Source organism: Bacillus cereus group sp. MYBK245-2, assembly GCF_051916145.1.
In the GTDB taxonomy this organism is placed as follows: domain Bacteria; phylum Bacillota; class Bacilli; order Bacillales; family Bacillaceae_G; genus Bacillus_A; species Bacillus_A pacificus.
In genome coordinates this window covers 1-25,895 of record NZ_JBQAGB010000029.1, presented here as the reverse complement: position 1 = coordinate 25,895, position 25,895 = coordinate 1, and the positions used below count along the sequence as shown (strand labels likewise).

The following is a 25,895-nucleotide window of genomic DNA, read 5'->3' as shown; positions in this document are numbered from 1 at the left end:
ATTTACACAAAGGAGAGTTAACATATGGCTACTCGTCACATCATTACAATGTTAGAAAGAACATTACAAATTGAAACAGAAAACACAATTTCTCATTTAACTGCATCTTTATCTGATCGTATTCTTTCTCAAAGCGCAGCAATACAGGAAAACAATTGTTACCATACAATTGGGGAATGGTACAAAAATCATTTCTTATTCCAACAAGATGATTTCCTTTGGGCTAAATACGTTTTCTATGACGCATATTGTGAGGAAATAAAAAAACAAGGTCATCTTACAAAACGTGTTCGCCAAATATTAGAATCATTAGCTCGAATGCATGGAAAACAGTACATTGCTTCTATATTAAATATGCCATTTCCTAACGAACGAGCTAAAGGAACAGCATAATGTAATACTGTTCTGCGTCAGCAAAACATAGATTCATTATTTTCTAGGAAGATTCACAAATAAAATGTTCATGTCACATGAACTGATGAAACCGGTGTCATTATAATGATTGAAAATATAGTAAACAGGAAAACCCCCATTTACCTCTCTCGTCATTCGAATAGAGAAGTAAATGGGGGTATACTTGTTCCTTTACTATTTCATCATCTGCTTAATCAATTCACGATTTCTCTTCTTAAATACTTCATTATGCGAAGAAACCATTCCATACTCACTTGCATCTGGCTGAATAAATTGTTTCGCTTTATTCACAGCATTTCCAGCATCTTGGAATGCTCCCGCAATTAAGTGTAATTTTCCTTCATGCTTTAAAATATCCCCAGCAGCATATAATCCATCTACTGAAGACTCACTATTTGCATTCCCTGCAATATAATAATTATCTATAATCGCAACGTCTAACTCACTATTTTCTAATAATGTAATGTCACGTTCATATCCATGATTAATAATAACTTCGTCGATAGCTAACTGAGAAACCTCTCCTGTTTCGTGATTTGTTAGTTCTACATATTCAATCGCTTCATGGTTATCGCCAGCGATTAATGTTGTAATTGATGTATTAAAGAAACATTCTGCTGAACTGTTCATAAGTTGTTTTACTTGCGCCTCATGACCCGATAATTCTTCTTTTCTATATGTTAAATAAACTTTTTTCGCAATTGGTTCTAACTCATTTGCCCAATCAATTGCAGAGTTACCTCCGCCTGAAATAATGACCGTTTTATCTTTGAAACGTTTTAACGATTTAACTGTATAGTTTAAATTTGATACTTCAAATCGCTCCGCACCTTCTATGGATAACTTTTGTGGATTTAATATACCACTTCCAGTTGCAACGATCACTGTTTTTGAAAAATGTTCTTCTCCAGTGTTTGTTTTTAACGTAAAAATACCATCTTTATTACGAATAATGGATTCTATCTTTGTATTCAATACAACTTCCGGCTGAAATGTTAACCCTTGTTGTACAAGTTGCTCAATTAACTTTTCACCAGTAATCGGTAATAATCCGCCAATATCCCAAATCATTTTCTCCGGATAAACATGTATTTTTCCACCTAACTGTGGTTGAAATTCTATTATTTTTGTTTTCATCTCTCTGAGTCCACTATAAAAAGCTGAATAAAGCCCTGCAGGTCCCCCGCCTATCACGGTTACATCAAACAATTCTTCTCTATTCATTAACCTTCACTCCTCAGCTACTAATCATTGATTATCATTCTCAATAAAATATAACCTGTTTCCGCAAAATTTACAATTAAAATTACTATTGACAATACAACTAGATAAAATTATATTATTTAAAGAATCAATAGTGATAATCATTATCAACTTGTTAATAATTAGCAAATTTGAGATTACATCTTCTTTCATTACTATGGTTAATACTATATTGTAAAATCTCATATTCAAGATTTTTAATAAGCATTTTGCATTAACACTACTCTTTCAAAAAGATTGCAGTTAAACAACTTATTGTATACACATATCATCTATTTAAAGGAGACAGACGATGAAAAAGTTATTTATTTCACTAACAGTTCTTTTCGTTTTTGTTATGAGTGCTTGCAGCAATGGCTCTACGGACAAAAAGAACGATGCAAAAGGTAGCAAATCAAAAACAATTACATACCAATCTGAAGATGGTAAAAAAGTAGAAGTTCCTGCAAATCCAAAACGTGTTGTTGTTTTATCATCATTCGCTGGTAACGTAATGTCATTAGGAGTAAATCTTGTTGGGGTAGATTCATGGTCTAAACAAAACCCACGTTTTGATAGCAAACTTAAAAATGTTGCTGAAGTATCAGATGAAAATGTTGAAAAAATCGCTGAACTAAATCCAGATTTAATCATTGGCTTATCAAATATTAAAAATGTTGATAAGTTAAAGAAAATCGCTCCTACTGTAACATACACTTACGGAAAAGTTGATTACTTAACACAGCATTTAGAAATTGGTAAGTTATTAAACAAAGAAAAAGAAGCAAAAACTTGGGTTGATGACTTCAAGAAACGTGCACAAGAAGCTGGTAAAGAAATTAAAGCAAAAATCGGTGAAGATGCAACAGTTTCTGTTGTAGAAAACTTCAACAAACAGCTTTATGTATACGGCGAGAACTGGGGCCGTGGAACAGAAATTCTGTACCAAGAAATGAAATTAAAAATGCCTGAAAAAGTAAAAGAAAAAGCATTAAAAGAAGGATATTACGCATTATCTACTGAGGTATTACCTGAGTTTGCTGGTGATTACTTAATCATAAGTAAAAACAAAGATACTGATAACTCATTCCAAGAGACAGAATCATATAAAAACATCCCAGCAGTAAAAAATAATCGCGTATACGAAGCAAACATGATGGAATTCTATTTCAATGATCCACTTACATTAGATTTCCAACTAGACTTCTTTAAGAAAAGCTTTCTTGGTAAATAATACAAACATGAGGAATTCTTAATTTAAGAATTCCTCTTCCTTTATTCTATAAACAGAAAAGATGTGAAACAAATGACAAAAGATCATGACAATCCACGTTCTATAGCTTTTACATACAAACTAATTTTAAGCATAATCGCATTCTTTCTTATTTTTATGGTGGCAATGGTATTAGGGGCGGCAGATACCTCTATAAAAGACGTATGGTTAGCACTCACTTCCTCCGCTAAAGGGGACAAAATATCTATTATTCGCGAAATACGTTTACCACGTGAAGTTGCTGCTATTTTTGTAGGGGCTGGACTTGCTGTTTCTGGAGCAATTATGCAAGGATTAACACGAAATCCACTTGCAGACCCTGGATTATTAGGATTATCTGGTGGAGCAAATGCTGCACTTGCGTTAACGCTAGCCTTCAACCCTTCCATCAGCTATCTTTACTTAACATTTGCTTGCTTTATAGGTGCTGCAATTGGCGCAATTATGGTATTTGGCATTGGCATGATGAAAAAAGGTGGACTCTCCCCTCTTCGAATTGTATTAGCTGGTGCTGCCGTTTCAGCATTTTTGCTTGCAATTTCAGAAGGTGTCGGCATTTATTTTAAAATTTCACAAGAGGTATCACTTTGGACTGCTGGGGGCGTAATTGGAACAACTTGGGGACAATTAAAAATTATTATTCCAGTCATTTCAATTAGTATCTTTATCGCTATCTTACTAGCAAAAAAATTGACAGTTCTTAGTTTCAGTGAAGAAGTAGCTATTGGACTAGGTCAAAAAATTATTGTTATTAAAACCATTCTATTTATCATTATTATCTTACTTGCAGGTGCGTCTGTAGCACTTATCGGAAATATGGCATTTATCGGTTTAATGGTACCTCACATGGTACGCCCAATTGTCGGTCCAGATTACCGATTTGTTATACCGATGTCAGCAATTGCTGGTGCTTCCTTTATGCTACTTGCAGATACAATCGGACGTACCATTAACGCTCCGTACGAAACACCAGTTGCTGCTATTGTCGCAATTGTAGGATTACCATTCTTCCTATTCATTGTACGTAAAGGAGGAAAAATGTTCTCATGATCCCATCTATTTTAAGAAAACAACGTCTTATTATACTCGCTTTACTTATACTAACCATTACAACCATTGTAATTGGAATGGGGCTCGGTTCAGCGTCTTTATCTTATGATCGACTACTCCCAACATTAATGGGACAAGGAACTTTTAAAGAGGAGTTCGTTTTATACTCATTAAGACTCCCTAGAATTGTCATTACATTATTAGCTGGTATGGCTCTCGCTTTATCAGGAGCTATTCTGCAAGGACTTACCCGAAATGATTTAGCTGAACCTGGTATTCTCGGAATCAACTCTGGGGCCGGTGTTGCTGTTGCTATTTTCTTCTTATACTTTCCAATAGATGTAGGTTCATTTCTTTACTTACTACCTGTCGTTGGATTTATTGGAGCATTTCTAACAGCTGTTCTAATCTACGTATTTTCATATAGTAAATCAACTGGACTTCAGCCGGTGCGATTAACATTAACCGGTATCGGTTTTGCATTTGCACTATCTGGAATGATGATTGTCCTTATTTCATCCGCAGATCGTATGAAAGTGGACTTTATCGCCAAATGGATTGCCGGTAACATTTGGGGAGATGACTGGATCTTTGTTTTAGCAATGCTTCCATGGTTAATCGTATTCATTCCGTTTGTTTTCTATAAGGCAAACCGATTAAACATTCTAGCATTAAACGAACCGGTCGCAATTGGCGTTGGAATTGAAATTGAAAAAGAACGCAGATACTTATTAGTGGCGGCCGTTGCGCTTGCAGCTGCAGCTGTTTCCGTAACAGGAGGAATTAGCTTTATTGGACTAATGGCTCCTCACATCGCAAAATCTTTAGTAGGTCCAAGGCATCAAATCTTCATGCCTATCGCCCTTTTAATTGGCGGATGGCTATTACTATTAGCAGACACAATCGGACGAAATATCGTTGAGCCTAACGGTATTCCGGCAGGTATTGTTGTCGCTTTAATTGGTGCTCCTTACTTTATGTATTTGTTGCTTAAGAAAGCATAGAAAGACCCTCAAGAGTCAAATCTTGAGGGTCTTTCTTGTTTCATTTTATTGCTGTCCATACCCTTCAAACTTCTTCGCCAAATTCTCCATCTCATCTTCTGGCAATAACTTAGGCTCTCCGACGCTTTTCGTTTGATAATAAATTTGCGCACAAAACTCAATTTCTTCTGCAACGGTAAATGCCATTTTTATATGATTTGCACCCGCAATTAAACCGTGATTCGCAAGTAAAACAGCACGGCGATCAATCATCCCTTCGAAAGCCGCCTCTGCTAATTGCTTCGTACCAAATGTTTCATACGGTGCACAACGAACATTAGGGCCTGCGAAAGCAATTAAATACGATACTGCGGGCAGTTCCCATCCTAATGATGCAATCGTCTTCGCATAAGGAGAATGTGTATGCACAAGCGCATTTATATCTTCACGCTTTCTATAATAAATAAGGTGCATATCGAGTTCGCTCGATGGTTTTCTCTCTCCCTCTACTACATCGCCATCTAAGTTTAATATAACTACATCTTCAGGCTTCGTTTCATAATAATCTAAACCACTTGGGCTAATGGCAACAAGACCTTGCTCGCGATTGAAAATACTAATATTACCGCCTGTCCCCTTTGTTAAACCGCTAGAAATCATTTTCTTTCCATACGCTACAATTTCTTCTCTCTCTTTTTGTAATAACATATACATCCCCCTCAGTATGAAGCTTATGATGACTGACTTTTTAACTCTATCTACTTATTGAAATAGCTTTTTTAAGTTCTCCGTAAACGGTGCTTTTACAATCCCTTTTTCCGTAATAATCGCTGTTACATTTTCATATGGCGTGACATCAAATGCTGGATTATATACTTTACTTTCTTTCGGAGCAGAATATTGCCCGAAGCGATTGATCACTTCAGAAGCATCTCTTTCCACTGGATTGGTATTAATTGCTCTTCCATCATCTTCTCCCCTTACTTCGCGTAGTGCATTGACTGTTCTTTTAACGTTTCTACAAAGCTTGTACCTGTTTTATATTGATTCGCTCGTAAAATAAATTTCTTTGCAACTTGAAGACAAATACGTTCCGCTCTAGCACGTGCTTCCTCATTCTCAATACAAGTAATGTCTTTTACTTTCGCTAGCCCAACAATACGACGAATTAACTCAAGACCCGTCACCGCAGCTGTATCCTCTAATACAGATTGTAAATAGATTTCGTTAAAGCATTCTTCCTTCGCCATAATCTCTGGCACATGAATATCCCAAGCGTCTAAAAACTTCTTCTTAAATAAATCAATTACCTCTACCATTGTCGATTGTAACCAATCCATCACCTATTTCTTTACACTTTAGCCCCTTTGCATGTTCAAACTTACATAATTTCTCTTTCACATATACAATCACATCGCTAGCTTCCATTAAAAAATACTTCGTGAACTTAGACATGGTTTCCCCTCCACACTAATTGTAAGCGTTTTCTAAAAGCTATAAAAAATAATAGGATTAAATCTTTCATCCTATAATATATGTTCTTCTTTTTGAAATGTATATCTAGGTTTTATTATATCTTGTTAATATCTTGAGTCAATGTTTCTATATCATTGCAATATACTTCCTAATTATATATTTGAGAGGACAAAAATTGTTCAAAAAGATTCTAGTTCATTTTATTTTATTTATCACACAATTCTTTGTAAAATAGAAATACGCAGTTCCTTTTCAAAAAGACAACTTCTAAGAAATATTTCCTTCCTAAGAATTTATACTTACATCATATCTCTAACATACACACTACTCTTTCAAGCACTCATTGAAAATTTATAAACTTAAAATTACCTTTCCATTCCCTGTTATCCTTAATTGAGAATAAATATTAATTAAATTGATATAAAGTTCGTTTATTCGCTTGACAAAATAACCACTTCTATATGATAATTAATATCGAATTAGAATTATTATAGTTAATTAAAAAATATATTTTATGAGCACACTATTTTTTGATGCTCAAAACCAACATTTAGGAGGAATTTTAATATGTTATTAATCGGCACAGAAGTAAAACCGTTTAAAGCTAATGCTTACCATAATGGAGAATTTATCCAAGTTACTGACGAAAGTTTAAAAGGAAAATGGAGTGTAGTTTGTTTCTACCCAGCTGACTTCACATTCGTTTGCCCAACTGAACTTGAAGACTTACAAAACCAATATGCAACTCTTAAAGAGTTAGGCGTTGAAGTATACTCTGTATCTACAGACACTCACTTCACTCACAAAGCATGGCATGATAGCTCAGAAACTATCGGTAAAATCGAGTACATCATGATTGGTGACCCAACTCGCACAATCACTACAAACTTCAACGTTTTAATGGAAGAAGAAGGTCTTGCTGCTCGTGGTACATTCATCATCGATCCAGACGGCGTTATCCAATCTATGGAAATCAATGCTGACGGTATCGGCCGTGACGCAAGCATTCTTGTTAACAAAATTAAAGCAGCTCAATACGTACGTAACAACCCAGGTGAAGTTTGCCCAGCTAAATGGCAAGAGGGTTCTGCAACACTTAAACCAAGCCTTGACCTTGTAGGCAAAATCTAAGGAGTTCGATCAAAATGATACTAGATGCAGATATAAAAACACAACTATCCCAATATCTTCAATTAATGGAGAACGATATTTTACTTAAAGTAAGCGCAGGAGACGATGACGTATCTAAAGATATGTTAGCTCTAGTAGACGAATTAGCTACTATGTCATCTAAGATTACAGTAGAAAAAGTTGAATTAGAGAGAACACCAAGCTTTAGCGTAAACCGCCCTGGTGAAGACACTGGTGTCGTATTCGCTGGTATTCCATTAGGACACGAATTTACTTCATTAGTGTTAGCTTTACTACAAGTAAGTGGACGCGCTCCAAAAGTTGAACAAAAATTAATCGATCAAATTAAAAACATTCAAGGCGAATATCATTTTGAATCTTATATCAGCCTAAGTTGTCATAACTGTCCTGATGTTGTACAAGCTCTTAACGTAATGAGCGTTCTTAACTCTGGTATTACACATACTATGATTGATGGCGCTGCATTCAAAGAGGAAGTAGAAAGTAAAGACATCATGGCAGTGCCAACAGTTTTCCTAAACGGCGAATCTTTCGGAAGCGGTCGTATGACACTTGAAGAAATTTTAGCTAAAATGGGTAACGGTCCAGATGCATCAGAGCTTTCTGATAAAGATCCATACGATGTTCTTGTTGTTGGTGGCGGCCCTGCTGGTGCAAGTGCAGCAATTTATGCAGCACGTAAAGGAATCCGCACTGGTATCGTTGCTGAACGCTTCGGTGGTCAAGTAATGGATACTATGGGTATTGAGAACTTCATCAGCGTAAAACGCACTGAAGGTCCTAAGCTAGTAGCAAGTCTTGAAGAGCACGTTAAAGAATACGACATCGATGTAATGAATCTACAACGTGCGAAACGTTTAGAGAAAAAAGACCTTATTGAAGTGGAGCTTGAAAACGGCGCTATTCTGAAAAGTAAGAGCGTAATCGTTTCAACAGGTGCTCGCTGGCGTAATGTTGGCGTACCAGGTGAAGCTGAGTTCAAAAATAAAGGTGTAGCATACTGCCCACACTGTGACGGTCCATTATTCACTGGAAAAGACGTAGCAGTTATCGGCGGAGGTAACTCTGGTATTGAAGCAGCTATCGACTTAGCAGGTATTGTTAAGCACGTAACTGTTCTTGAATTCATGCCAGAATTAAAAGCTGATGCTGTATTACAAGAACGTCTTAACAGCTTACCAAACGTAACTGTTCTGAAAAACGTTCAAACGAAAGAAATTACTGGTACTGATAAAGTAAACGGTATTTCTTACATTGATCGTGAAACTGAAGAAGTTCATCATATTGAATTACAAGGTGTATTCGTACAAATCGGTCTTGTTCCAAACACAGACTGGTTAGGCGAAACAGTTGAACGCGTTCGCGGTGAAATCGTAACAGACAAGCACGGTGCTACAAACGTACCAGGAGTATTTGCTGCAGGTGACTGTACAAATAATCCGTACAAACAAATCATCATCTCTATGGGTTCAGGTGCAAACGCAGCTTTAGGTGCATTTGATTACTTAATCCGTAACTAATATAGACGTGAGTAAAAGACGCATTACCAATTAGGTAATGCGTCTTTTTTATTACAATGTATCTACGTAGTCGTCAAAATCCTTCCAACATAGTATTGTATACGGCGACCCTATATCCAATACTACTTTTACATCCTCTGCCACTACTTTGATTCTTTTTAATGTGCTGTCTCTTTTTCCGGCCGGATAAATAGCAATTTTTACAACTTCCTGTTTTCCACCCTCATAAATCTTTATTTTCAATTCTAATTGGTCTATTTCTTCTTTTGAAGGAACCTCTTTTCCTTCCCAATCACACATTTCGAACAGAGGATATCGATCTCCATGCCATTCCTCAACAATCTCAATGACTTTAAGGATAATATAATTCCCCGATACTAATTCATAACTAACAGCATCACCTGCTTTTAAAGAAGTATTAGCTATAAATCTCTTCGGTACTTTTTTCGCTTCTGGCTGCGGAGAATTTAACTGTTCTCTTAATTTATTTAAAACTACTTCACGTTTCTTCTGTAATTTAGGTTCTTCTTCCCAGCGAGCTAAATCTGTACCACTCTCTATTATTTGCAATGCCTCCTGCTTAACATTCTCTTGAAGTCTCCCTAACCTCCATTGTATGGAAGCAAATACTAACCAAAAGGCAATAGTTTCTTCATCATCTAATTCATTCTTGTACTCCTCAATTACAATCCTACTTGCTTCCTCATTTGAATATTCATTTGCTAACAAATCCTTATATAGTAACTTAATATCTTCAGCAATATCGTCTGATAATATTGCTACTCCCCAAGCACCCATACATTAACACTCCAATCTATACACTAAAAACCTCTCATTCCCATTCTTCTCATAAGCCCTAGGCAATCTTACTTCCCTCTTCAGCTCAAACGCAGTCTGATTTTCTAAGAAGAAAATATAGTCCTCAGAAGGATAATATAAAATAATATCCACTTCTCTCCCCGTTTCTTCTACAGAAAGTAAAATGTTATTTACTACGTTCATAAATACTTGTACAGAAAATGGGTTGAAGAAATAAAATCGGTTATCACGTGGATCAATCTCATATTCCTGCGCTAAACAGCATTCAAATCCAATTTTATCTTTACTGTTTCTTACCTTGCGTGCATAACGATCAAGATTATCCAACGCTTCTTTATAAAACTCTTCATTCATTTCAATTCCAATCGCTGAAGCACCGCACTTATGGTGCATATAAAAGTTCAATCGTCCTTTTCCACATCCAAAGTCTACAATCTGGTCGCTACTTCTTATTTCATATTGATTCAATAACTCATCTAATCCGCTATACGGCGTCGGTTCATAACGATGATAATGCATAGACTTGTTAAATCCTTTTTGCTCACCGACTGTTTTTATATTTAAAACTGCATCATAATATTGTTCGTTCATTCAACTTCTCCTATTAAGAAATGGTACTTATTATTATACACCATGTACTGGATGCTCATTTTTCATCGAATTAATAGGTACGTGAAATTATATCGACGATTTTTTCAATATATCGACGTTTCGACAAAGGATATCGACTTAACGACAAGTTCCTACAAAAAACAGGAGCTCCCTAGCCCCTGTCTTCTAACACTTTCAATACAGTTTGTTTTAATATTTCTACCCCATCCATAATACAACTATGATCGAACTTCATATACGGATGGTGTAATCCAGGTTGTAGGTCTGCTCCTAATCCAAGCATGACAGCTTTTAAATGTGGTTTCTTCACTGTGTAGTAATGGAAATCATCGCTTCCTGTCGTATAAAGTGGCCCCGTACATTTATCTTCCCCATACACTTCAAGAATACCTTTACGCATAAATCGCTCAGCTTCTTCTGAAACTTCAGCTCCTGGCGCGAGATCAATCCACTCATATGAAGTTTTCGATCCCATCGATGCAGCTGCTTCTATGACATGCTCTATTTTTTTCTTCAATTCTTCTAATAATGTATTACTCTCCGCTCTGACATCTAAGCTAAAATGCCCGTTACCCGGAATAATATTTAAATTATCACCACCAGCTTGGCACCTCGTCATCTTTACTGAATAGGAACTTTGCGGTGGTAGCCATATGTTTTTCAAACCGATATTAATCATGGAAATAACATCAATTGCATTTATCCCTTGATGTGGGCGTGCTCCATGTGCATCTTCTCCGTGAATCGTACCCTCTAAAAATCCTGCTGCTCCGTGACGAATTGATGGGGCAGCCTGTTTCAAAGATAGTTCTTCAATCGGGCGCAAATGAACACCGAATAGGAAATCCGCATCATCCACAGCACCTTTCTCTACCATTTTTAAAGCGCCATTCCCTTTCTCTTCTGCTGGCTGAAAAATAAATCTAACTGTACCACTTTTCCATCTCATATTCTTTAATTGTAAAATAAGTCCCATTACAATCGTCATATGAGCATCGTGACCACACGAATGATTCGCTTTAAATTCTCCATTCACTTCTTGCCAAAGTGCATCCATATCAGCGCGAATCGCAATAACAGGATTTCCGCTTCCAATTTCAGCAATCACGCCTGGGCAATCATCAAATATTTTATATGAAATTCCTTCTTCTTTTAAAAAGTTAGTAATATACGCTGTCGTTTCATACTCTTTCCAACTCACTTCAGGGTTTTCATGTAAATGCTGAAAAATTTCAGTTAAACGCTCTTGTAGTTCTAATGTTTTCAAAGCTACATTCTCCTTCCCAAATTCCAAAACCATTTAGGTTAATTATACTTATGAAAAACAGATGTTTTTATGAACATATTGAATTTTAAGAAAAAAGTCAATTTTTTATTTTTAAACACTAAAAAGGCTTACTCTACATCTATATTACAAACTAAACAAACAACTAGAATATTACTTATTTTCTGTCTTTTATATTGACGCTTACATATATTTTTAGTTATCATAACCTAATAAACGTCTATTTTACGACAATTCTAAAAATACAAACAAACATACATAACGAGGAGGACCTTTATGAAAAAAGAAATACCTTTTGGTGTAGCCATGATCCCTATTATCATTACAGTTGCAGTTATGATGGTTACAATTGTTGTATTAAAACAAAGCCCTCACGTCCCACTTATTATCGGTACAACCGTTGCTTCCATCGTCGCTTGGCGTTACGGTTACAAATGGAACGACATTGAAGAAGCAATGTATAAAGGAATTCGCCTCGCATTACCCGCTATCGTTATCATTATCCTAGTAGGTTTAACGATCGGTGCTTGGATTGGTGGTGGAATCGTCGCAACAATGATTTATTACGGTTTAAATCTATTAACTCCATCACTATTTTTAGTTTCAATTACAATTATTTGTTCTATTGTTGCATTAGCTATCGGTAGCTCTTGGTCTACAATGGGAACAATTGGTGTTGCAGGAATGGGCATTGGCCTTAGTATGGGAATCCCAGCTCCAATGGTTGCCGGTGCTATCATTTCCGGTTCTTATTTCGGCGATAAAATGTCACCGCTTTCAGACACAACAAACTTAGCCGCAGGATTAACAAATACAGATTTATTCACACATATTCGTCATATGTTATTTACTACAATTCCAGGTTTAATTATTACTCTTATCGTTTATGCGTTCTTAGGAAGAAGCTTCGGCGCTAACAATATTGATGCAAAAAGTATCGAGCAAACGTTACAAGTATTGCAGCAAAACTTTGTTATCTCGCCTTTCCTACTAATCATACCTGTAGTCGTTATGGTGTTAGTTGCTAAAAAAGTTCCTGCTATACCAGCTATTCTCGTAGGTATTATTTTAGGATTTTTATCACAAGTCTTTATTCAAGGTGGTTCTGTCTCATCAGCTGTTGCTGCACTCCAAAGTGGATTTGTCATAGACACTGGCAACAAGCTAGTAGACGAGCTATTTAATCGTGGTGGTTTAAGCTCTATGATGAATACCGTCTCTATGACCATTGTCGCTATGACTTTCGGAGGAGTATTAGAACATACAGGTATTCTTCGCTCCATTGTAAATCAAATTTTAAAATTAGCGACATCAGCAAAAGGACTTATCGCTTCAACTATCGCATCTTGCTTTGCAACAAACCTTACTTGCTCTGAACAATATATCTCGATTGTTGTTCCTTCAAGAATGTACGCGAATGCATACACAGAAAAAGGACTACATTCTAAAAATTTATCCAGAGCATTAGAAGATGGCGGAACATTAACTTCTGTTTTTGTACCTTGGAATACATGCGGTGTATTTATACTCGCAACACTCGGCGTAGGTGCTTTCGAATATGCTCCTTATGCTATATTGAATTTCATCGTACCTATTATCTCGATTATTTACGGTATAACTGGTCTCACAATTACGAAACTATCTGACATTGAAAAAGCGGAACTACTAAAAAAACAAAAAGCTCAATTAGAAGCTTAAAGATAACGGTAAATTCAGTTCGTATATTGCGCGAGGACGCCCTTGTTGATAAGGCATTTCCTCGCCGCAAATATGAACATACCCATAATCAACTAGTTTCTTTAATAACCTTTCAGTTGATCGTCGAGTCACTTGTAAGTATTCAGAAAGATCTGCTGCTGTAAACTTCAATGACGGATGTGATTGACTAAATTGAATAATCTTTGATAAATTTGCTGGGCTAAGTTTCGTTTCCTTCGCTATTTTCATTAGTTCCGGGTTGTCGTTCTTCAAACTTTGTACTCTCTGTTCTTTCGGGAACGGACCAAATAGTTCTTTATCACTTGTTAGTATATAAAAACAGTGGTCTATTGGATTATTCTTCGCGAAACCTTGGGCGATTTTAGCATTTTGCTCCGCTTCTTTCACAGTTTTTCCGTAACCAAATCCAATAGCTATCGTTCCTTCTATACTCGCAAATAAATTATTTATCATATTTGTTTTTATAATGGATTCAATATCACCACGAGTTGTATACAAAATGAACGTCATTTCATCAATTGTTTTAAATGAACCACGTAGTTCTTTTGAAATGACATTTAATTGCTCAAGCAAAACATCTCGTAATTCTAAAGAAGAAATAATACAAGCACCAACAGTAGCTGAATGGCTTCTTGCTAACTCAGCTTTTATTTTCGCATTTTTTAACCCATGTATAATAGATTGCTTCGGATCTATCATACGTTCTGAAGGAATACCTATTTTTTGAAGTTCATCATAGACAGCATGAATACTAGTTAAAGCTAAATGAGCTTCTCCAGATTGATATTTAGCTACATGAAAATCAATAACTCTATTTATTTCATCTTTACTCCACAGCATATTTTCATAATCAAACACTTGTGGACTTTCTTTTATACCGATATCCTCGAACACATTTACAATAAATGAGCGGTCTACTAAATCAATTGAGATTTGATGTGGTTGAATACCTTGGTGATACATGACAGAAAGAATGGAAGATGCGATGGTTGTCTCGTCTTGCTGTAAGTACGTACTCGGAATTCGTAATTGTTCTCTTATTTCTTTTGCCATATAATAAGGTAAAGCACCTGAGAAAAAGATGAAATCACAAGGCTTTAAACGCTTTAATAGTTCAGAAGATTCTGCCGGATGAAGGTAAATATATGGATCAATTTCTATTTCTTCTATTTTATGAGCAATAGGTAAAAGTGTCTCCATAAACTCTTTTGAACCGACAACTGCAATTTTTATCATCATTTCTCTAACTCCTTATCATTAATTAACGACTATTTAACGTCAACTATATCAAATGTACAAAACCATTGTAAACAGGAAGGGGTCTCTACCTAATGAAAATTACAGCTATTCATCTTTATGCAATTCGTTTACCGCTTCGCGATCCGTTTGTTATTAGTTATGGTTCTTATTCTGATATGCCTTCTATTATCGTCAAAATGGAAACAGATGAGGGCATTATCGGGTACGGTGAAGGCGTCGCTGATGATCACGTTACAGGCGAATCATGGGAAAGTACTTTTCATACTTTAAAGCATACACTAGCTCCTGCCCTTATCGGCCAAAATCCAATGAATATCGAAAAAATACACGATATGATGGACAATACAATTTACGGTGTTCCAACAGCGAAAGCCGCAATTGATATTGCTTGCTTTGATATAATGGGTAAAAAATTAAATCAGCCTGTATATCAACTAATTGGTGGGCGCTACCATGATGAGTTCCCTGTTACTCACGTTTTAAGCATCGCAGACCCAGAAGAAATGGCCGAAGAAGCTGCCTCTATGATTCAGAAAGGTTACCAATCTTTCAAAATGAAAGTCGGTACAAATGTAAAAGAAGATGTAAAAAGAATTGAAGCGGTACGTGCACGTGTAGGAAATGATATTGCGATTCGCGTTGATGTAAACCAAGGGTGGAAAAATAGCGCCAACACATTAACAGCACTTCGTTCATTAGGTCATGTAAACATCGACTGGATTGAACAGCCTGTTGTCGCAGACGATATTGACGCAATGGCTCATATTCGTTCGAAAACAGACCTTCCGCTTATGATTGATGAAGGATTAAAGAGCTCTCGTGAAATGCGCCAAATTATTAAATTAGACGCTGCTGATAAAGTAAACATAAAACTAATGAAATGCGGCGGCATATATCCCGCTGTAAAACTCGCTCATCAAGCTGAAATGGCAGGCATTGAATGCCAAGTTGGATCTATGGTCGAATCATCCGTTGCCTCTTCCGCAGGATTCCATGTCGCTTTCTCGAAAAAAATCATTACGAGCGTCGAGCTAACAGGTCCATTAAAGTTCACGAAAGACATCGGAAACTTACATTACGACGTACCATTTATTCGCTTAAACGAAAAGCCAGGACTCGGCATTGAAATAAATGAGGATATCCTGCAAGAACTTACCGTCTTTCAAGACGTTGTACGCTAAAGGAGGACTAACGCATGACAGTTCTATACGAAGGCAGATTAAAACAAAATAATGAGCGATTTCACGTTACATTACTCACACTAGAGAACATCGAACAAATCTTATCACTACAAAACGTTGTAGTTGAGACGCTTGAGGATAAAAGTCGCTTACAACCACTATCGTTAGAAGAATTTCAATACATTCTAGAAGGAAATGGCATGATGATCGGTGCTTTTATCAAAAACGAACTCATCGCATTTCGCGCCCTACTCGTCCCTCCTATGGACGATGAACATTTAGGACTTGATATCGGCTTACCAGAAAGTGAACTACACCGCGTCATCTATCAAGAAATCTCAAACGTTCATCCGAACTGCCGCGGAAATGGGATGCAAAAAATATTAGCGACAGTCATCATGGACGAATTACAAAAAGAAAACGGCAAATATGATTATGTGTGCTGCACTGTTGCACCTTTTAACATTCCAAGTTTAAAAGATAAGTTCTCACAAGGGATGGAGATTGCTGCATTGAAGGAGAAGTATGGTGGTAGTATGCGGTATGTTTTTGTGAAGGAATTGCGCGGAGTTAAAAAACAAGATTGGACGGATATTAAGATCGTTCCGATGAGTGATGCTGGTGGACAGCAGGCGTTGCTTTCGGAGGGTTATCGTGGGTATGAGATGGAGAAGGTGGATGGAGATTTTATTGTGAAGTTTGGACGATAATTGCTACGCCAGAAAAAAAAGGAGATGTCTGCTGTGACATCTCCTTTTGCTTTCTCTTCATTGAACATATCGATTGCAACTTCAAATATATCAGCGATTTTTGAAATATATCGACTTACCGACAAATATTGACAATAATCGCAACCTATACAAAGCGTAACATTAAACCGTCATCTTCCAACTAGATAACGCTAACCAGTTCTCCATTTCCTTATAATCAGGCATGATCTTCCCGACAAGACGCCAAAAAGAGCGATCATGATTTAAATGAACCATATGACACATTTCATGAACAACTACATAATCAATTACTCGCTGTGGTGCCATCGCTAGCTTCCAATTGAAGGTTAGTTGTAAATTCGAATCACAAGTACCCCACGTGCGACTACTATCTGTAATACGAATAGAACGTGGTTTTGTTTTAAAGTTACTTTGATGCGCTTTAATACTCTTCTCTACTAATGACTTACACTGCTTATAGTAAAAGCGTTTTAAAGCTTGCTGTATTTTCTCATCTTTAAGATCTTTCACATAAATATGTAGCTTATCTCCTTCAAACACTGCATTGTCTTGCGTAATATTTGCATCTTGAGAAATTTGTATCGGATACATACTTCCTAAATACAAAAAGCCTTCTCCTTGATCGTAATCCTTTTCCTGTGGTCCACGCGCTCGCTCCTCCATTTCCTTACAGGTTGTCTGAATCCAATCCCACTTCTCCTCTAGCAACTGGACTAAATATTCAACAGGTGTCCCTTTCGGAGCTTGTACTTCTACATTTCCGTAAGAATCTACAAAAAGACGCACTGATTTTTTCTTCTTATAAGTTATATGAAAATTAATTGTCTCACCTAAATAAGTATGTACCATTTCATCACCTAACGTATTATTTTACATATAAAAAGAGTAGGATACGAACATCCTACTCTACCTATTATACCATTTGCTGCTTTGACGAACTCATTATCCTCTATACTTTACAGCTAATCCTTTAATGAAATTCCTTGCGTATCTATCGCCGCACTCTTTGTAATTTTTATGGCCTTTTTTTCTTAATAGAGCGCCTAGTTCTCCCTTAGTCACCGTAACGCCTACGCTATCTAATATATCAAGTACATCCTCACTCGTTAAAGATAGTGCTATTTTCATTTTCTTTAGAAGAAGGTTATTCGCACTCTCTTTGCTTTGTACAGGTGCCGGTTGCCCTGGTTTCGGATCTTGCTTACCTCGTTTTAAAGTAATAAATCCATTTAAAAATGCCTCTAACATCATCATATCGCATGTTTTTACGTACTCATCTTCTTCCACATCAGGGTTTTCAGGTTCGTGCTGAGGCGCTCTCTTTATTTTTGTAAGCATATCAACTACGTCTTCTTTCGTTACTTCCATTCCGCCAAGTTTAAAAATTTCTACCATATCTATATCTTTTATATCTAAAGCATATCTTACTCTTTTTAATATATCGTTATTGCTCATTGCCATTGGGTTTCCTCCTGAAATGTTGATTATAGTAATGCTTTTAGCATGTGTAAATGAATGTCGTCAAATTACTACTTTAACACTTTAGGGGAAGGTTTTGTAGTCTTAGGTGGATTAATGCTTGTGGAGATGATTTTAAAACAGCAACATATGCTTTTAGGCACTTTAAATTATCTATTTAAAACCAATTGGATTATAATGATACTAGAGTTCATATAGGAGGGAATCAATAATGAATTATCTAATTGGTTATAAAGATGCTGAACGAAATTTCGGACATGAGGACCCGATGCTAACAGAATATACATATGGAGAGTCAGGGGCTAATACCGACAAACTCCAAAAAGTACAAAAGGGAGATTTTCTATTCTTTCATAAAACAATACATAACAAGCGCTATATAACCGCATATTATCTGGTCGAAGAAGTCGTGATTGTAAAAGATATCAAACAGAATCGTTTAATCATGAATAAATATGATAATCCCCACCTAAAGAAAGAGATACAACAACTAACACCAAGCGAATGTATTGCGTTTGGAAATCCTATTCAATCTAAAGTCCTTCAAGTTCCTTTGGAAATTACCCCTGAATTATTGAGTAAATTATCCAGACCTGCAAACCTTAATCCTAATCAATCTTTATTAAGTGCAATTTCTTCTGCTCTTCGTACTTGGAAAGAATTGAATCCATCTGATATCAATTTATTGTTAGATTTAATTGAGCAAAATGAGTCCAAGGGTAGACTTACTAATAGAGTTTTAACCGCTGAAGAAGTATTTCAAATTTTAGAAAGAGATATCGAGAAATTCATCATTTCTAACCCTTCAATACTTGATGTAAACTATAAAATTGAAAAATCACAACATATCTTCTCAGATGAATCACGTTTAGATTTGTTATTAAGAGATACTACTAATAACGAATTTATTGTAGTAGAAATTAAGAAAGGACCTATTGATAGAAACGCTTTAAATCAAATTAAACATTATATTAAACTATGTAAAAAAGAATTAAAATTAAATACTGTAAAAGGTATTTTAGTTGGTAGTGGGATAGCACCTTCCTTTGAGGATGATATTAATAAAGCAAAAAGGGATGGAATAACCGTGCGAAATTATGGTTGGGGCTTTACTATTAATTAACACACTTAAAAATGGACAAATCTAATATAGGTTTGTCCATTTTTTTATACTACTCAAATATAAATATTTGTGATACAGTTCAACAAAACTAATCTAAATAAGATTAGTTTTTATTATTTAAATAATTAAATTTAACAAAAAAGGTAGTGCCTTCGGATCCTGTTTGAATTTCTATTTTTGCATTATGACGGGCAGCAATGGCATAACATACGCCTAATCCCAATCCAGTTCCATTATCTTTGGTTGTGTAAAATGGAGTCCCCAGTTTCTCTAATACTTCAGGCCTGATACCATGCCCTTCATCCCGCACTGCAAGCACCACACATTTTTGCCCTTCCTTATAGGTGCTAATGGTTAGAGTTTTCCCTGTACTCATCGCTTCTAAGCCATTACGGTATAGGTTCATTAATAATTGCCTTATCTCATTACGATTTAAGAGTAATTCTGGAACGTCATTTGTATCGACTTGAATATATTTATTTTGATTATGCGTATCAATCTTTATTAAAGGAATAATATCACGGATAATTGAGTTTAAATCTAACATCTGCAAATCTGATTTCTTTGTATTACCGATTGAGAGAAATTCAGTAATAATAGAATTGGCACGATCAAGTTCTTCAACCATTAAATTAAAGTAGTTATTATGTTTCTCATAGTTGTTCTCTTCTTTTAATAACTGCAAAAATCCTCGTACTGTTGTCATTGGATTTCTAATCTCGTGGCTAATACCTGCTGCCATTTGCCCTATTAACTCTATGTTGGATAACCTTTTCAATTCCTGCTCATATTGCTTTTTTTCCGTTATATTTTTACAAATACAACAAATGCCATCATCATACGGATATGCAATAACTTCATACCAATATTCTTCAGAGGTAGAAAGAAATTCGAAATGAACTGTATTTCGCTCTGACATTACACGATGAAGCTCCTTATATATAACTGTATCGATGCTACTTGGGAAGACCTCCCATATATTCTTACCTAATACATCTTTTGCTGTTTTTCTTTGCGGGAAATGTTGATGCTTATTTACGTACGTAAATTCCCATTTATTATTCAAAGTCAAGAATCCATCCGTAATACTTTCAATCACACTTGTAACTTTTTCATTAGCAACAGCTAGTTCTCTCGTTCTTTCTTCCACCATACTTTCAAGTTGATCCATATATAACAAGTTTGAAAACGTAGGAGCTGTAGCATCAACGATAGATTTTGCCAGTTGAATTCGGGAAGCATCGTAATTATGAGCTTTTGCCCCTTTACCAACGACGATTACCCCTAATACTTCTCCCATCGAAACTAATGGCAGCATCAGTAGGCCCTTACTATCTATATTTTTTGTTTGAATAACCTTTCGAAGCTTGGCTTCATAGGTTTTCTCCGTCCAGTCAGTTTCTGCCCAATCACAGTCCGCGCTTAATTTCGTTGTTTTAATCGTTGTTTTATCTAGCCGGTCTAAAAGGTGGGCAGCCATGTTTTTACTCTCTAAAATCTGTCCTAAGTAAAAAAAACATTTATCAAAAATCTCCTGTACCGAGGAACACACTGATAAATCACGGGTAACATTTAGTAACAGCTGCTTCTCGGCAATAAGATTTTCTTTTTGGGTTAAATTTTTTGCGTTTTGAATGGCGACCGCCGCCATATTTACATAAGCTTCAACACTTTGAATTTCTGAATCTGTTAAGTTCATTGGAACTCCATAATCAAATAAAAAAACAAGACCAAATAACTCTTGCCCAAATGAGATAGGCAGAGCTAATAAAGATTTAATTTTGAACGCATCGACTGGTCTCGGATCCGGTCGATGATCCTTTGAGGTATCAGGAATATAGATCGTTTTTTTAGTTTCAATAACTTCTTTTGCCAGTAAGTCTATTTCAGGATCAATTACCTGCGTATCGAGCGTTACGCCATTTATGGTCTCTGGTTTTCCCGCAAACCCTCTAAATGTTCCATCTTCTTCAGGTAAATAAATTCCAACAGCGTCACACCTAACAATCTCCTCTGATATCGCCATTGTTACACGCTGCAATACTTCACGTAGTTCTAATTTTGTATTTATTATTTTTGTTATATTTGCGAGCCTAGAATATCTCGTCTGATCACTTAACATTTACATAGCCTCCAATTATAGGCGTAATAAAGTGAAACTTTATTTAATAAGTGGGGGTTTGGTTCATCCCCCACTTATTATTAGTTGAACCAATCAGGCTTTTATGGGCAGTCCGCCCCCCACCTAACTTCTTTGCTTCCGCTGAATTTTGAGGTGGGGGTCTTACTGCTCGTTAATGCGGGATAAAATTGCTACACTCCATCCCTTCTAACTTTCAAAAGTTACACAGTTTCACTCCCCTGTGTCTCACTAACACTCGCCTCAAACTGATTAAGCAATGTACGCACTTCATCCGTCGACTTCGTACTCATCAACTGATTTCTCAATTCAGCAGCTCCAGGGAAGCCTTTTACATAAATTTTGAAGAAGCGATGTAGTCCTGTGATAGAGCGTGGTAATACTTCTGCATATTGATCTTGAAGATCGAGCTGTAGTCTTAAAAGATCTAGATGTTCTTTACTACTATGCTCTCTTGGTTCTTTTTCAAAGGCAAATGGATTTTTAAAGATGCCTCGTCCAATCATAACACCATCAATACCGTATTTTTCAGCAAGTTCCAGCCCAGTTTTACGGTCAGGAATGTCTCCGTTTATCGTTAGGAGCGTATTTGGTGCAATACGATCACGTAATTTTTTAATCTCCGGAATTAGCTCCCAGTGTGCATCTACTTGGCTCATCTCTTCTCTTGTACGTAAGTGAATAGAAAGGTTTGCAATATCTTGTTTGAAAATATGCGTTAACCAATCTTCCCACTCACTTAACTCTTTAAAGCCAAGTCTTGTTTTTACGCTGACAGGTAGTCCGCCTGCTTTTGCAGCTTGAATAAGTTCTGCCGCAACGTCTGGACGTAGAATAAGACCACTACCTTTCCCTCTTGATGCTACGTTCGGTACAGGGCAGCCCATATTAATATCAATGCCTTTAAATCCTAACTCTGCCATACCAATACTCATTTGACGGAAATATTCAGGATTATCTCCCCAAATATGTGCCACCATTGGCTGTTCATCTTCTGTAAAAATTAAACGACCACGTACGCTTTTCATACCTTCTGGATGACAATAGCTATCTGAGTTTGTGAACTCTGTGAAGAATACATCTGGACGACCAGCTTCACTTACTACGTGACGGAAAACAACGTCTGTCACATCTTCCATTGGTGCAAGTACGAAAAATGGTCGTGGTAAATTACGCCAAAAATTATCTATCATTTCAAATTCAAATCCTCTCACTATGAATACAATTTCAAACTCTCAATAAACCAAAAAGCAGATGGTATAGATTTTCCTATATCAACTGCTTTCCTATTATACCAACTTCAGCCAAGCTACACACTCCACATGAGTCGTATGCGGGAACATATCAACAGGTTGTACTTCCTGCGTCTTATATCCGCCTTCTTCTAGTACTTTTAAGTCACGTGCCAATGTTGCTGGGTTACATGATACGTATACGACGCGTTTTGGTTTCATGTCGATGATTGTGTTAAGTAGTGCCTCATCACAACCTTTACGCGGTGGATCTACGACCATTGTGTCAGCGATTACGCCTTCTTTGTACCATTTTGGAATAACTACTTCTGCTTCTCCTACACCAAATTCAGCGTTTGTCATGTTGTTTAGTGCTGCGTTACGCTTTGCGTCTTCGATCGCTTCTGGGACGATTTCAACGCCGTACACTTTTTTCGCTTTTTGTGCTAGGAATAAGGAGATTGATCCAATTCCACAATAGGCATCAATTACTGTTTCATTGCCATCTAATTTTGCGTATTCTAACGTTTTATCGTATAACACTTTTGTTTGTTCTGGGTTTACTTGGTAGAATGAACGTGCTGAAATCGCAAATTTAATATCGCCGATAAAGTCATAAATATATTCTGATCCGTACAGTACTGTCGTTTTGTCTCCGAAGATTACATTTGTACGTTTCGGGTTTACGTTTTGAACAATTGATTTTACTTCTGGGAATTTCGTAGCAATTTCTTCAATGATCGCTTTTTTGTTTGGCAGTTCTGCTGTACGAGTAATGAAGACAAGCATAATCTCCCCTGTTACTTGTCCGTAACGAGCCATTACGTGACGAAGTGTTCCTTTGTTACGCTCTTCGTTGTACGCCGAAATACCGTGTTTTTCACAAATACGTTTTACTTCTTGAATCAATGTATCGTTTTCTTCTGCTTGAATTAAACATGATTCCATATTAATAATGTCATGCGTTCCTTGACGATAGAAACCAGCTACAAGTCCACCTTCACGTTCTCCAATTGGCACTTGTGCTTTATTACGGTATACCCACGGATTCTTCATGCCAAGTACAGGATGAACAGAAACATCGCTTAGTCCTCCAATGCGCTGCATAACGTCGCGTACTTGTTTTTCTTTCGCTTGTAATTGTCCTTCATATGTTAAATGCTGAAGCTGACAACCGCCGCACTGATTGTACACTGGGCATTCGGCATCTTTACGATATGGGCTCTCTGTATGAAGCTTCATTAAACGACCGAATGCGAAGTTTTTCTTCACTTTAATAATTTTAATTTGCGCTTCTTCACCTGGTAATCCGTTCTTAACGAAAATAGGATAGCCTTTTACTTTCGCAACACCGGCACCATCATGTGTTAAATCTTCAAATACTACATCTATAAACTCGTTTTTTTCAACTGGTGGCGTCATTTTTGTACTCATTTTCCGACCTCTCTTTTTCATAACACTGCGTTACATTTTATCATACTTATATGGTCTATTTCTATTGGAAGAAAAAAAGCTATTGACGATAGTTCTCTGTTAATGTTACGCTACTACTAATTTAATACGGACGATGTTACCTCATATATACTCGATAATATGGATCGAGAGTTTCTACCCGGCAACCTTAAATTGCTGGACTATGGGGAAAACTAATGAATATTAGCCTATGTGCAAAAAAGGACTCATATTGATTAGCTTTCTCTCATAGATGAAAGTGAATCCATATGGGCCTTTTTTTATTTCCATTTTTCTAAAAGGTCAGACATCTTACGTATGACATAAAACCTCTTTGTTTTATTTTTAGTAATACAACGAGCGTTTTATGTACAAACTTTATACGAACTTCTGAAAGGGGCAACTACATGCAATATGTAATGAGCATTATCGGTATTCTTGTCGTTTTAGGTTTATGTTTTGCTTTGTCAAACAACAAAAGTAAAATCAACTTCCGTGCAATTGCTATTATGATTGGTTTTCAAATTTTAATCGGTTGGTTTATGTTTGGCACAAAGATTGGTCAACAAATCATTATTTTCATTGGTAAAGTTTTCAACAAACTAATTAAACTTGGTACGACAGGTGTTGATTTTCTCTTTAATGGAATTCAAAGAGACTTTGTCTTTTTCTTAAACGTACTATTAATTATCGTATTCTTCTCTGCACTACTTTCTATCTTTAGTTATTTAGGTGTTTTACCATTCATCGTTCGTGTTGTCGGCGGTGCGATTTCAAAAATTACTGGTTTACCACGCGTTGAATCGTTCCATGCGGTAAACTCTGTATTCTTCGGTTCAAGTGAAGCGTTAATCGTTATTAAAAATGATTTACAACATTTCAATAAAAACCGTATGTTTATCATTTGTTGTTCTGCAATGAGCTCAGTTTCTGCTTCTGTTACAGCATCATACGTAATGATGTTAGATGCAAAATACGTACTAGCAGCTCTTCCGCTAAACTTATTCTCAAGCTTAATCGTTTGTTCGTTATTAACACCAGTTGATACGAAAAAAGAAGACGAAGTGATTCAAAAATTTGATAGAACGCTATTCGGAGACAGCTTTATCGGTGCGATGATTAACGGCGCGCTTGATGGTTTAAAAGTAGCTGGTATCGTTGCAGCATTAATGATCGCCTTCATCGGTGTGATGGAAGTTGTAAACTACGTAATTAGTGCAGCTTCAGGGGCAATGGGACATGCTGTTACGTTACAACAAATCTTCGGTTACGTACTTGCTCCATTCGCATTTTTAATGGGGATTCCAGCTCAAGATATTATCCCAGCTGGCGGAATTATGGGTACGAAGATTGTATTAAACGAGTTTGTAGCAATCCTTGATTTAAAAGGTGTTGCAGCAACATTATCTCCACGTACAGTTGGAATCGTTACAGTATTCTTAATTAGCTTCGCAAGTATTAGCCAAATTGGCGCGATCGTTGGTACAATTCGTGCTCTTTCTGAGAAACAAGGAAGCGTCGTATCGAAATTTGGTTGGAAAATGCTATTTGCATCAACACTTGCTTCTATTTTATCTGCGACAATCGCTGGATTGTTTATTTAATAAAAAATCACCTTACTCGTTGAAGTAAGGTGTTTTTTTCAGAGTGTTGGGAAACCCTTTAGGGTTCCCAACACTCTGGAATCTTTTTTGATTTTAGCTAATAAAAACAACATAAAATAATAGAATTTAGAAAAATAGCCCTCCACCT

Annotated in this window: 23 protein-coding genes, 2 pseudogenes and 1 riboswitch; of the genes and pseudogenes, 11 read left to right on the top strand and 14 right to left on the bottom strand. The window is 36.4% G+C overall.

Annotated elements, in window-relative coordinates:
* The first annotated feature begins 24 nt into the window (after positions 1 to 24).
* Entirely contained in the window at positions 25 to 393 is a 369-nt protein-coding gene (locus ACTFRN_RS27515) for a hypothetical protein (protein WP_000235489.1), read from the top strand.
* A 195-nt stretch (positions 394 to 588) separates the two neighbouring features.
* On the opposite strand, the gene ACTFRN_RS27510 is transcribed toward ACTFRN_RS27515, so the two are convergent.
* Complete coding sequence (locus tag ACTFRN_RS27510) at positions 589 to 1,638, bottom strand: NAD(P)/FAD-dependent oxidoreductase (RefSeq protein WP_001078269.1); 1,050 nt, start codon at positions 1,636 to 1,638, stop codon at positions 589 to 591.
* A gap of 331 nt (positions 1,639 to 1,969) precedes the next feature.
* Between ACTFRN_RS27510 and ACTFRN_RS27505 the strand changes: the two genes are divergently transcribed.
* From ACTFRN_RS27505 to ACTFRN_RS27495, 3 genes are read left to right on the top strand one after another with little or no spacing between them, the layout of a single operon-like run.
* Positions 1,970 to 2,890, top strand: a complete 921-nt coding sequence (locus ACTFRN_RS27505) for an iron-hydroxamate ABC transporter substrate-binding protein (protein ID WP_000732558.1) — start codon at positions 1,970 to 1,972, stop codon at positions 2,888 to 2,890.
* Positions 2,891 to 2,938: 48 nt separating this feature from the next.
* Positions 2,939 to 3,979, top strand: coding sequence for a FecCD family ABC transporter permease (locus ACTFRN_RS27500; RefSeq protein ID WP_049112339.1), 1,041 nt, complete (start codon positions 2,939 to 2,941; stop codon positions 3,977 to 3,979).
* Positions 3,976 to 4,983, top strand: a complete 1,008-nt coding sequence (locus ACTFRN_RS27495) for a FecCD family ABC transporter permease (RefSeq protein WP_000613093.1) — start codon at positions 3,976 to 3,978, stop codon at positions 4,981 to 4,983. Before ACTFRN_RS27500 ends, ACTFRN_RS27495 begins: the two co-directional genes overlap by 4 nt.
* Before the next feature lie 45 nt (positions 4,984 to 5,028).
* On the opposite strand, the gene ACTFRN_RS27490 is transcribed toward ACTFRN_RS27495, so the two are convergent.
* The 4 genes and pseudogenes from ACTFRN_RS27490 to ACTFRN_RS27475 all read right to left on the bottom strand — a co-directional run bounded on the left by ACTFRN_RS27490 (position 5,029) and on the right by ACTFRN_RS27475 (position 6,417).
* Positions 5,029 to 5,670: an L-fuculose-phosphate aldolase gene (locus tag ACTFRN_RS27490; protein ID WP_000926546.1), complete on the bottom strand. Its 642-nt coding sequence runs from the start codon at positions 5,668 to 5,670 to the stop codon at positions 5,029 to 5,031.
* A 54-nt stretch (positions 5,671 to 5,724) separates the two neighbouring features.
* Positions 5,725 to 5,901 (bottom strand): annotated as a pseudogene (locus ACTFRN_RS27485) (S-methyl-5-thioribose-1-phosphate isomerase); the annotation flags it as partial.
* 41 nt (positions 5,902 to 5,942) lie between these two features.
* Positions 5,943 to 6,302: pseudogene (locus ACTFRN_RS27480) on the bottom strand (5-methylthioribose kinase); the annotation flags it as partial.
* Positions 6,265 to 6,417 (bottom strand): 5-methylthioribose kinase, encoded by a 153-nt coding sequence (locus ACTFRN_RS27475; RefSeq protein WP_014893354.1) that lies wholly within the window; start codon positions 6,415 to 6,417, stop codon positions 6,265 to 6,267. The pseudogene ACTFRN_RS27480 and the gene ACTFRN_RS27475, both read right to left, overlap by 38 nt.
* Positions 6,418 to 7,005: 588 nt before the next feature.
* Between ACTFRN_RS27475 and ahpC the strand changes: the two genes are divergently transcribed.
* Positions 7,006 to 7,569 (top strand): alkyl hydroperoxide reductase subunit C, encoded by a 564-nt coding sequence (gene ahpC / locus ACTFRN_RS27470; RefSeq protein ID WP_000924422.1) that lies wholly within the window; start codon positions 7,006 to 7,008, stop codon positions 7,567 to 7,569.
* 14 nt (positions 7,570 to 7,583) lie between these two features.
* Positions 7,584 to 9,110 (top strand): alkyl hydroperoxide reductase subunit F, encoded by a 1,527-nt coding sequence (gene ahpF / locus ACTFRN_RS27465; RefSeq protein WP_000599490.1) that lies wholly within the window; start codon positions 7,584 to 7,586, stop codon positions 9,108 to 9,110.
* Positions 9,111 to 9,161: 51 nt separating this feature from the next.
* Here the strand turns inward: ahpF and ACTFRN_RS27460 are convergent, their stop codons facing one another.
* The 3 genes from ACTFRN_RS27460 to ACTFRN_RS27450 all read right to left on the bottom strand — a co-directional run bounded on the left by ACTFRN_RS27460 (position 9,162) and on the right by ACTFRN_RS27450 (position 11,808).
* On the bottom strand, positions 9,162 to 9,908 hold the full coding sequence (locus tag ACTFRN_RS27460; protein ID WP_014893355.1) for a hypothetical protein: 747 nt from the start codon (positions 9,906 to 9,908) through the stop codon (positions 9,162 to 9,164).
* A gap of 3 nt (positions 9,909 to 9,911) precedes the next feature.
* Complete coding sequence (locus ACTFRN_RS27455; protein WP_088106365.1) at positions 9,912 to 10,520, bottom strand: SAM-dependent methyltransferase; 609 nt, start codon at positions 10,518 to 10,520, stop codon at positions 9,912 to 9,914.
* A gap of 172 nt (positions 10,521 to 10,692) precedes the next feature.
* A complete protein-coding gene (locus ACTFRN_RS27450; RefSeq protein WP_000853528.1) occupies positions 10,693 to 11,808 on the bottom strand; it encodes a M20 peptidase aminoacylase family protein in 1,116 nt (371 codons plus the stop codon).
* Between the two features lie 294 nt (positions 11,809 to 12,102).
* Here ACTFRN_RS27450 and nhaC point away from each other — a divergent pair, with 294 nt between their 5' ends.
* Positions 12,103 to 13,524 (top strand): Na+/H+ antiporter NhaC, encoded by a 1,422-nt coding sequence (gene nhaC, locus ACTFRN_RS27445; RefSeq protein ID WP_000711544.1) that lies wholly within the window; start codon positions 12,103 to 12,105, stop codon positions 13,522 to 13,524.
* Here the strand turns inward: nhaC and ACTFRN_RS27440 are convergent.
* Positions 13,513 to 14,784: a hypothetical protein gene (locus tag ACTFRN_RS27440; protein ID WP_014893356.1), complete on the bottom strand. Its 1,272-nt coding sequence runs from the start codon at positions 14,782 to 14,784 to the stop codon at positions 13,513 to 13,515. The genes nhaC and ACTFRN_RS27440 overlap by 12 nt on opposite strands.
* A 92-nt stretch (positions 14,785 to 14,876) precedes the next feature.
* Between ACTFRN_RS27440 and ACTFRN_RS27435 the strand changes: the two genes are divergently transcribed.
* Together ACTFRN_RS27435 and ACTFRN_RS27430 are read left to right on the top strand one after the other, a co-directional pair.
* Positions 14,877 to 15,986 carry a mandelate racemase/muconate lactonizing enzyme family protein gene (locus ACTFRN_RS27435; RefSeq protein ID WP_049112344.1) on the top strand — a complete coding sequence of 370 codons (1,110 nt, stop codon included), beginning with the start codon at positions 14,877 to 14,879 and terminating at the stop codon, positions 15,984 to 15,986.
* Positions 15,987 to 16,000: 14 nt separating this feature from the next.
* Positions 16,001 to 16,696, top strand: coding sequence for a hypothetical protein (locus ACTFRN_RS27430; RefSeq protein WP_000217528.1), 696 nt, complete (start codon positions 16,001 to 16,003; stop codon positions 16,694 to 16,696).
* Positions 16,697 to 16,858: 162 nt separating this feature from the next.
* On the opposite strand, the gene ACTFRN_RS27425 is transcribed toward ACTFRN_RS27430, so the two are convergent.
* A complete protein-coding gene (locus ACTFRN_RS27425; RefSeq protein WP_000233752.1) occupies positions 16,859 to 17,566 on the bottom strand; it encodes a M48 family metallopeptidase in 708 nt (235 codons plus the stop codon).
* A 93-nt stretch (positions 17,567 to 17,659) separates the two neighbouring features.
* Positions 17,660 to 18,178 (bottom strand): DUF1456 family protein, encoded by a 519-nt coding sequence (locus ACTFRN_RS27420; protein ID WP_001251709.1) that lies wholly within the window; start codon positions 18,176 to 18,178, stop codon positions 17,660 to 17,662.
* A gap of 229 nt (positions 18,179 to 18,407) precedes the next feature.
* Between ACTFRN_RS27420 and ACTFRN_RS27415 the strand changes: the two genes are divergently transcribed.
* Positions 18,408 to 19,319 (top strand): endonuclease NucS domain-containing protein, encoded by a 912-nt coding sequence (locus tag ACTFRN_RS27415; protein ID WP_001108406.1) that lies wholly within the window; start codon positions 18,408 to 18,410, stop codon positions 19,317 to 19,319.
* Between the two features lie 103 nt (positions 19,320 to 19,422).
* Here the strand turns inward: ACTFRN_RS27415 and ACTFRN_RS27410 are convergent, their stop codons facing one another.
* The 3 genes from ACTFRN_RS27410 to rlmD all read right to left on the bottom strand — a co-directional run bounded on the left by ACTFRN_RS27410 (position 19,423) and on the right by rlmD (position 24,125).
* Positions 19,423 to 21,441, bottom strand: coding sequence for a GAF domain-containing sensor histidine kinase (locus ACTFRN_RS27410; protein ID WP_088106368.1), 2,019 nt, complete (start codon positions 21,439 to 21,441; stop codon positions 19,423 to 19,425).
* 221 nt (positions 21,442 to 21,662) lie between these two features.
* Positions 21,663 to 22,652: a tRNA dihydrouridine synthase gene (locus tag ACTFRN_RS27405; protein ID WP_000566719.1), complete on the bottom strand. Its 990-nt coding sequence runs from the start codon at positions 22,650 to 22,652 to the stop codon at positions 21,663 to 21,665.
* Between the two features lie 96 nt (positions 22,653 to 22,748).
* Positions 22,749 to 24,125 (bottom strand): 23S rRNA (uracil(1939)-C(5))-methyltransferase RlmD, encoded by a 1,377-nt coding sequence (gene rlmD, locus ACTFRN_RS27400; protein WP_074615570.1) that lies wholly within the window; start codon positions 24,123 to 24,125, stop codon positions 22,749 to 22,751.
* A gap of 121 nt (positions 24,126 to 24,246) precedes the next feature.
* A riboswitch (purine riboswitch) is annotated at positions 24,247 to 24,348 on the top strand.
* Positions 24,349 to 24,550: 202 nt separating this feature from the next.
* Here rlmD and ACTFRN_RS27395 point away from each other — a divergent pair.
* Positions 24,551 to 25,747 carry a NupC/NupG family nucleoside CNT transporter gene (locus ACTFRN_RS27395; RefSeq protein ID WP_001200497.1) on the top strand — a complete coding sequence of 399 codons (1,197 nt, stop codon included), beginning with the start codon at positions 24,551 to 24,553 and terminating at the stop codon, positions 25,745 to 25,747.
* Positions 25,748 to 25,895: the final 148 nt, after the last annotated feature.

Excerpts from the sequence above, each read along its gene's own strand:
- ACTFRN_RS27515 (WP_000235489.1), top strand. The coding sequence starts at position 25 with ATGGCTACTCGTCACATCATTACAATGTTAGAAAGAACATTACAAATT.
- ACTFRN_RS27510 (WP_001078269.1), bottom strand. The coding sequence starts at position 1,638 with ATGAATAGAGAAGAATTGTTTGATGTAACCGTGATAGGCGGGGGACCT.
- ACTFRN_RS27505 (WP_000732558.1), top strand. The coding sequence starts at position 1,970 with ATGAAAAAGTTATTTATTTCACTAACAGTTCTTTTCGTTTTTGTTATG.
- ACTFRN_RS27495 (WP_000613093.1), top strand. The coding sequence starts at position 3,976 with ATGATCCCATCTATTTTAAGAAAACAACGTCTTATTATACTCGCTTTA.
- ACTFRN_RS27490 (WP_000926546.1), bottom strand. The coding sequence starts at position 5,670 with ATGTTATTACAAAAAGAGAGAGAAGAAATTGTAGCGTATGGAAAGAAA.
- ACTFRN_RS27475 (WP_014893354.1), bottom strand. The coding sequence starts at position 6,417 with ATGTCTAAGTTCACGAAGTATTTTTTAATGGAAGCTAGCGATGTGATT.
- ahpC (WP_000924422.1), top strand. The coding sequence starts at position 7,006 with ATGTTATTAATCGGCACAGAAGTAAAACCGTTTAAAGCTAATGCTTAC.
- ahpF (WP_000599490.1), top strand. The coding sequence starts at position 7,584 with ATGATACTAGATGCAGATATAAAAACACAACTATCCCAATATCTTCAA.
- ACTFRN_RS27460 (WP_014893355.1), bottom strand. The coding sequence starts at position 9,908 with ATGGGTGCTTGGGGAGTAGCAATATTATCAGACGATATTGCTGAAGAT.
- ACTFRN_RS27455 (WP_088106365.1), bottom strand. The coding sequence starts at position 10,520 with ATGAACGAACAATATTATGATGCAGTTTTAAATATAAAAACAGTCGGT.
- nhaC (WP_000711544.1), top strand. The coding sequence starts at position 12,103 with ATGAAAAAAGAAATACCTTTTGGTGTAGCCATGATCCCTATTATCATT.
- ACTFRN_RS27440 (WP_014893356.1), bottom strand. The coding sequence starts at position 14,784 with ATGATGATAAAAATTGCAGTTGTCGGTTCAAAAGAGTTTATGGAGACA.
- ACTFRN_RS27435 (WP_049112344.1), top strand. The coding sequence starts at position 14,877 with ATGAAAATTACAGCTATTCATCTTTATGCAATTCGTTTACCGCTTCGC.
- ACTFRN_RS27430 (WP_000217528.1), top strand. The coding sequence starts at position 16,001 with ATGACAGTTCTATACGAAGGCAGATTAAAACAAAATAATGAGCGATTT.
- ACTFRN_RS27425 (WP_000233752.1), bottom strand. The coding sequence starts at position 17,566 with ATGGTACATACTTATTTAGGTGAGACAATTAATTTTCATATAACTTAT.
- ACTFRN_RS27420 (WP_001251709.1), bottom strand. The coding sequence starts at position 18,178 with ATGGCAATGAGCAATAACGATATATTAAAAAGAGTAAGATATGCTTTA.
- ACTFRN_RS27415 (WP_001108406.1), top strand. The coding sequence starts at position 18,408 with ATGAATTATCTAATTGGTTATAAAGATGCTGAACGAAATTTCGGACAT.
- ACTFRN_RS27410 (WP_088106368.1), bottom strand. The coding sequence starts at position 21,441 with ATGTTAAGTGATCAGACGAGATATTCTAGGCTCGCAAATATAACAAAA.
- ACTFRN_RS27405 (WP_000566719.1), bottom strand. The coding sequence starts at position 22,652 with ATGATAGATAATTTTTGGCGTAATTTACCACGACCATTTTTCGTACTT.
- rlmD (WP_074615570.1), bottom strand. The coding sequence starts at position 24,125 with ATGAGTACAAAAATGACGCCACCAGTTGAAAAAAACGAGTTTATAGAT.
- ACTFRN_RS27395 (WP_001200497.1), top strand. The coding sequence starts at position 24,551 with ATGCAATATGTAATGAGCATTATCGGTATTCTTGTCGTTTTAGGTTTA.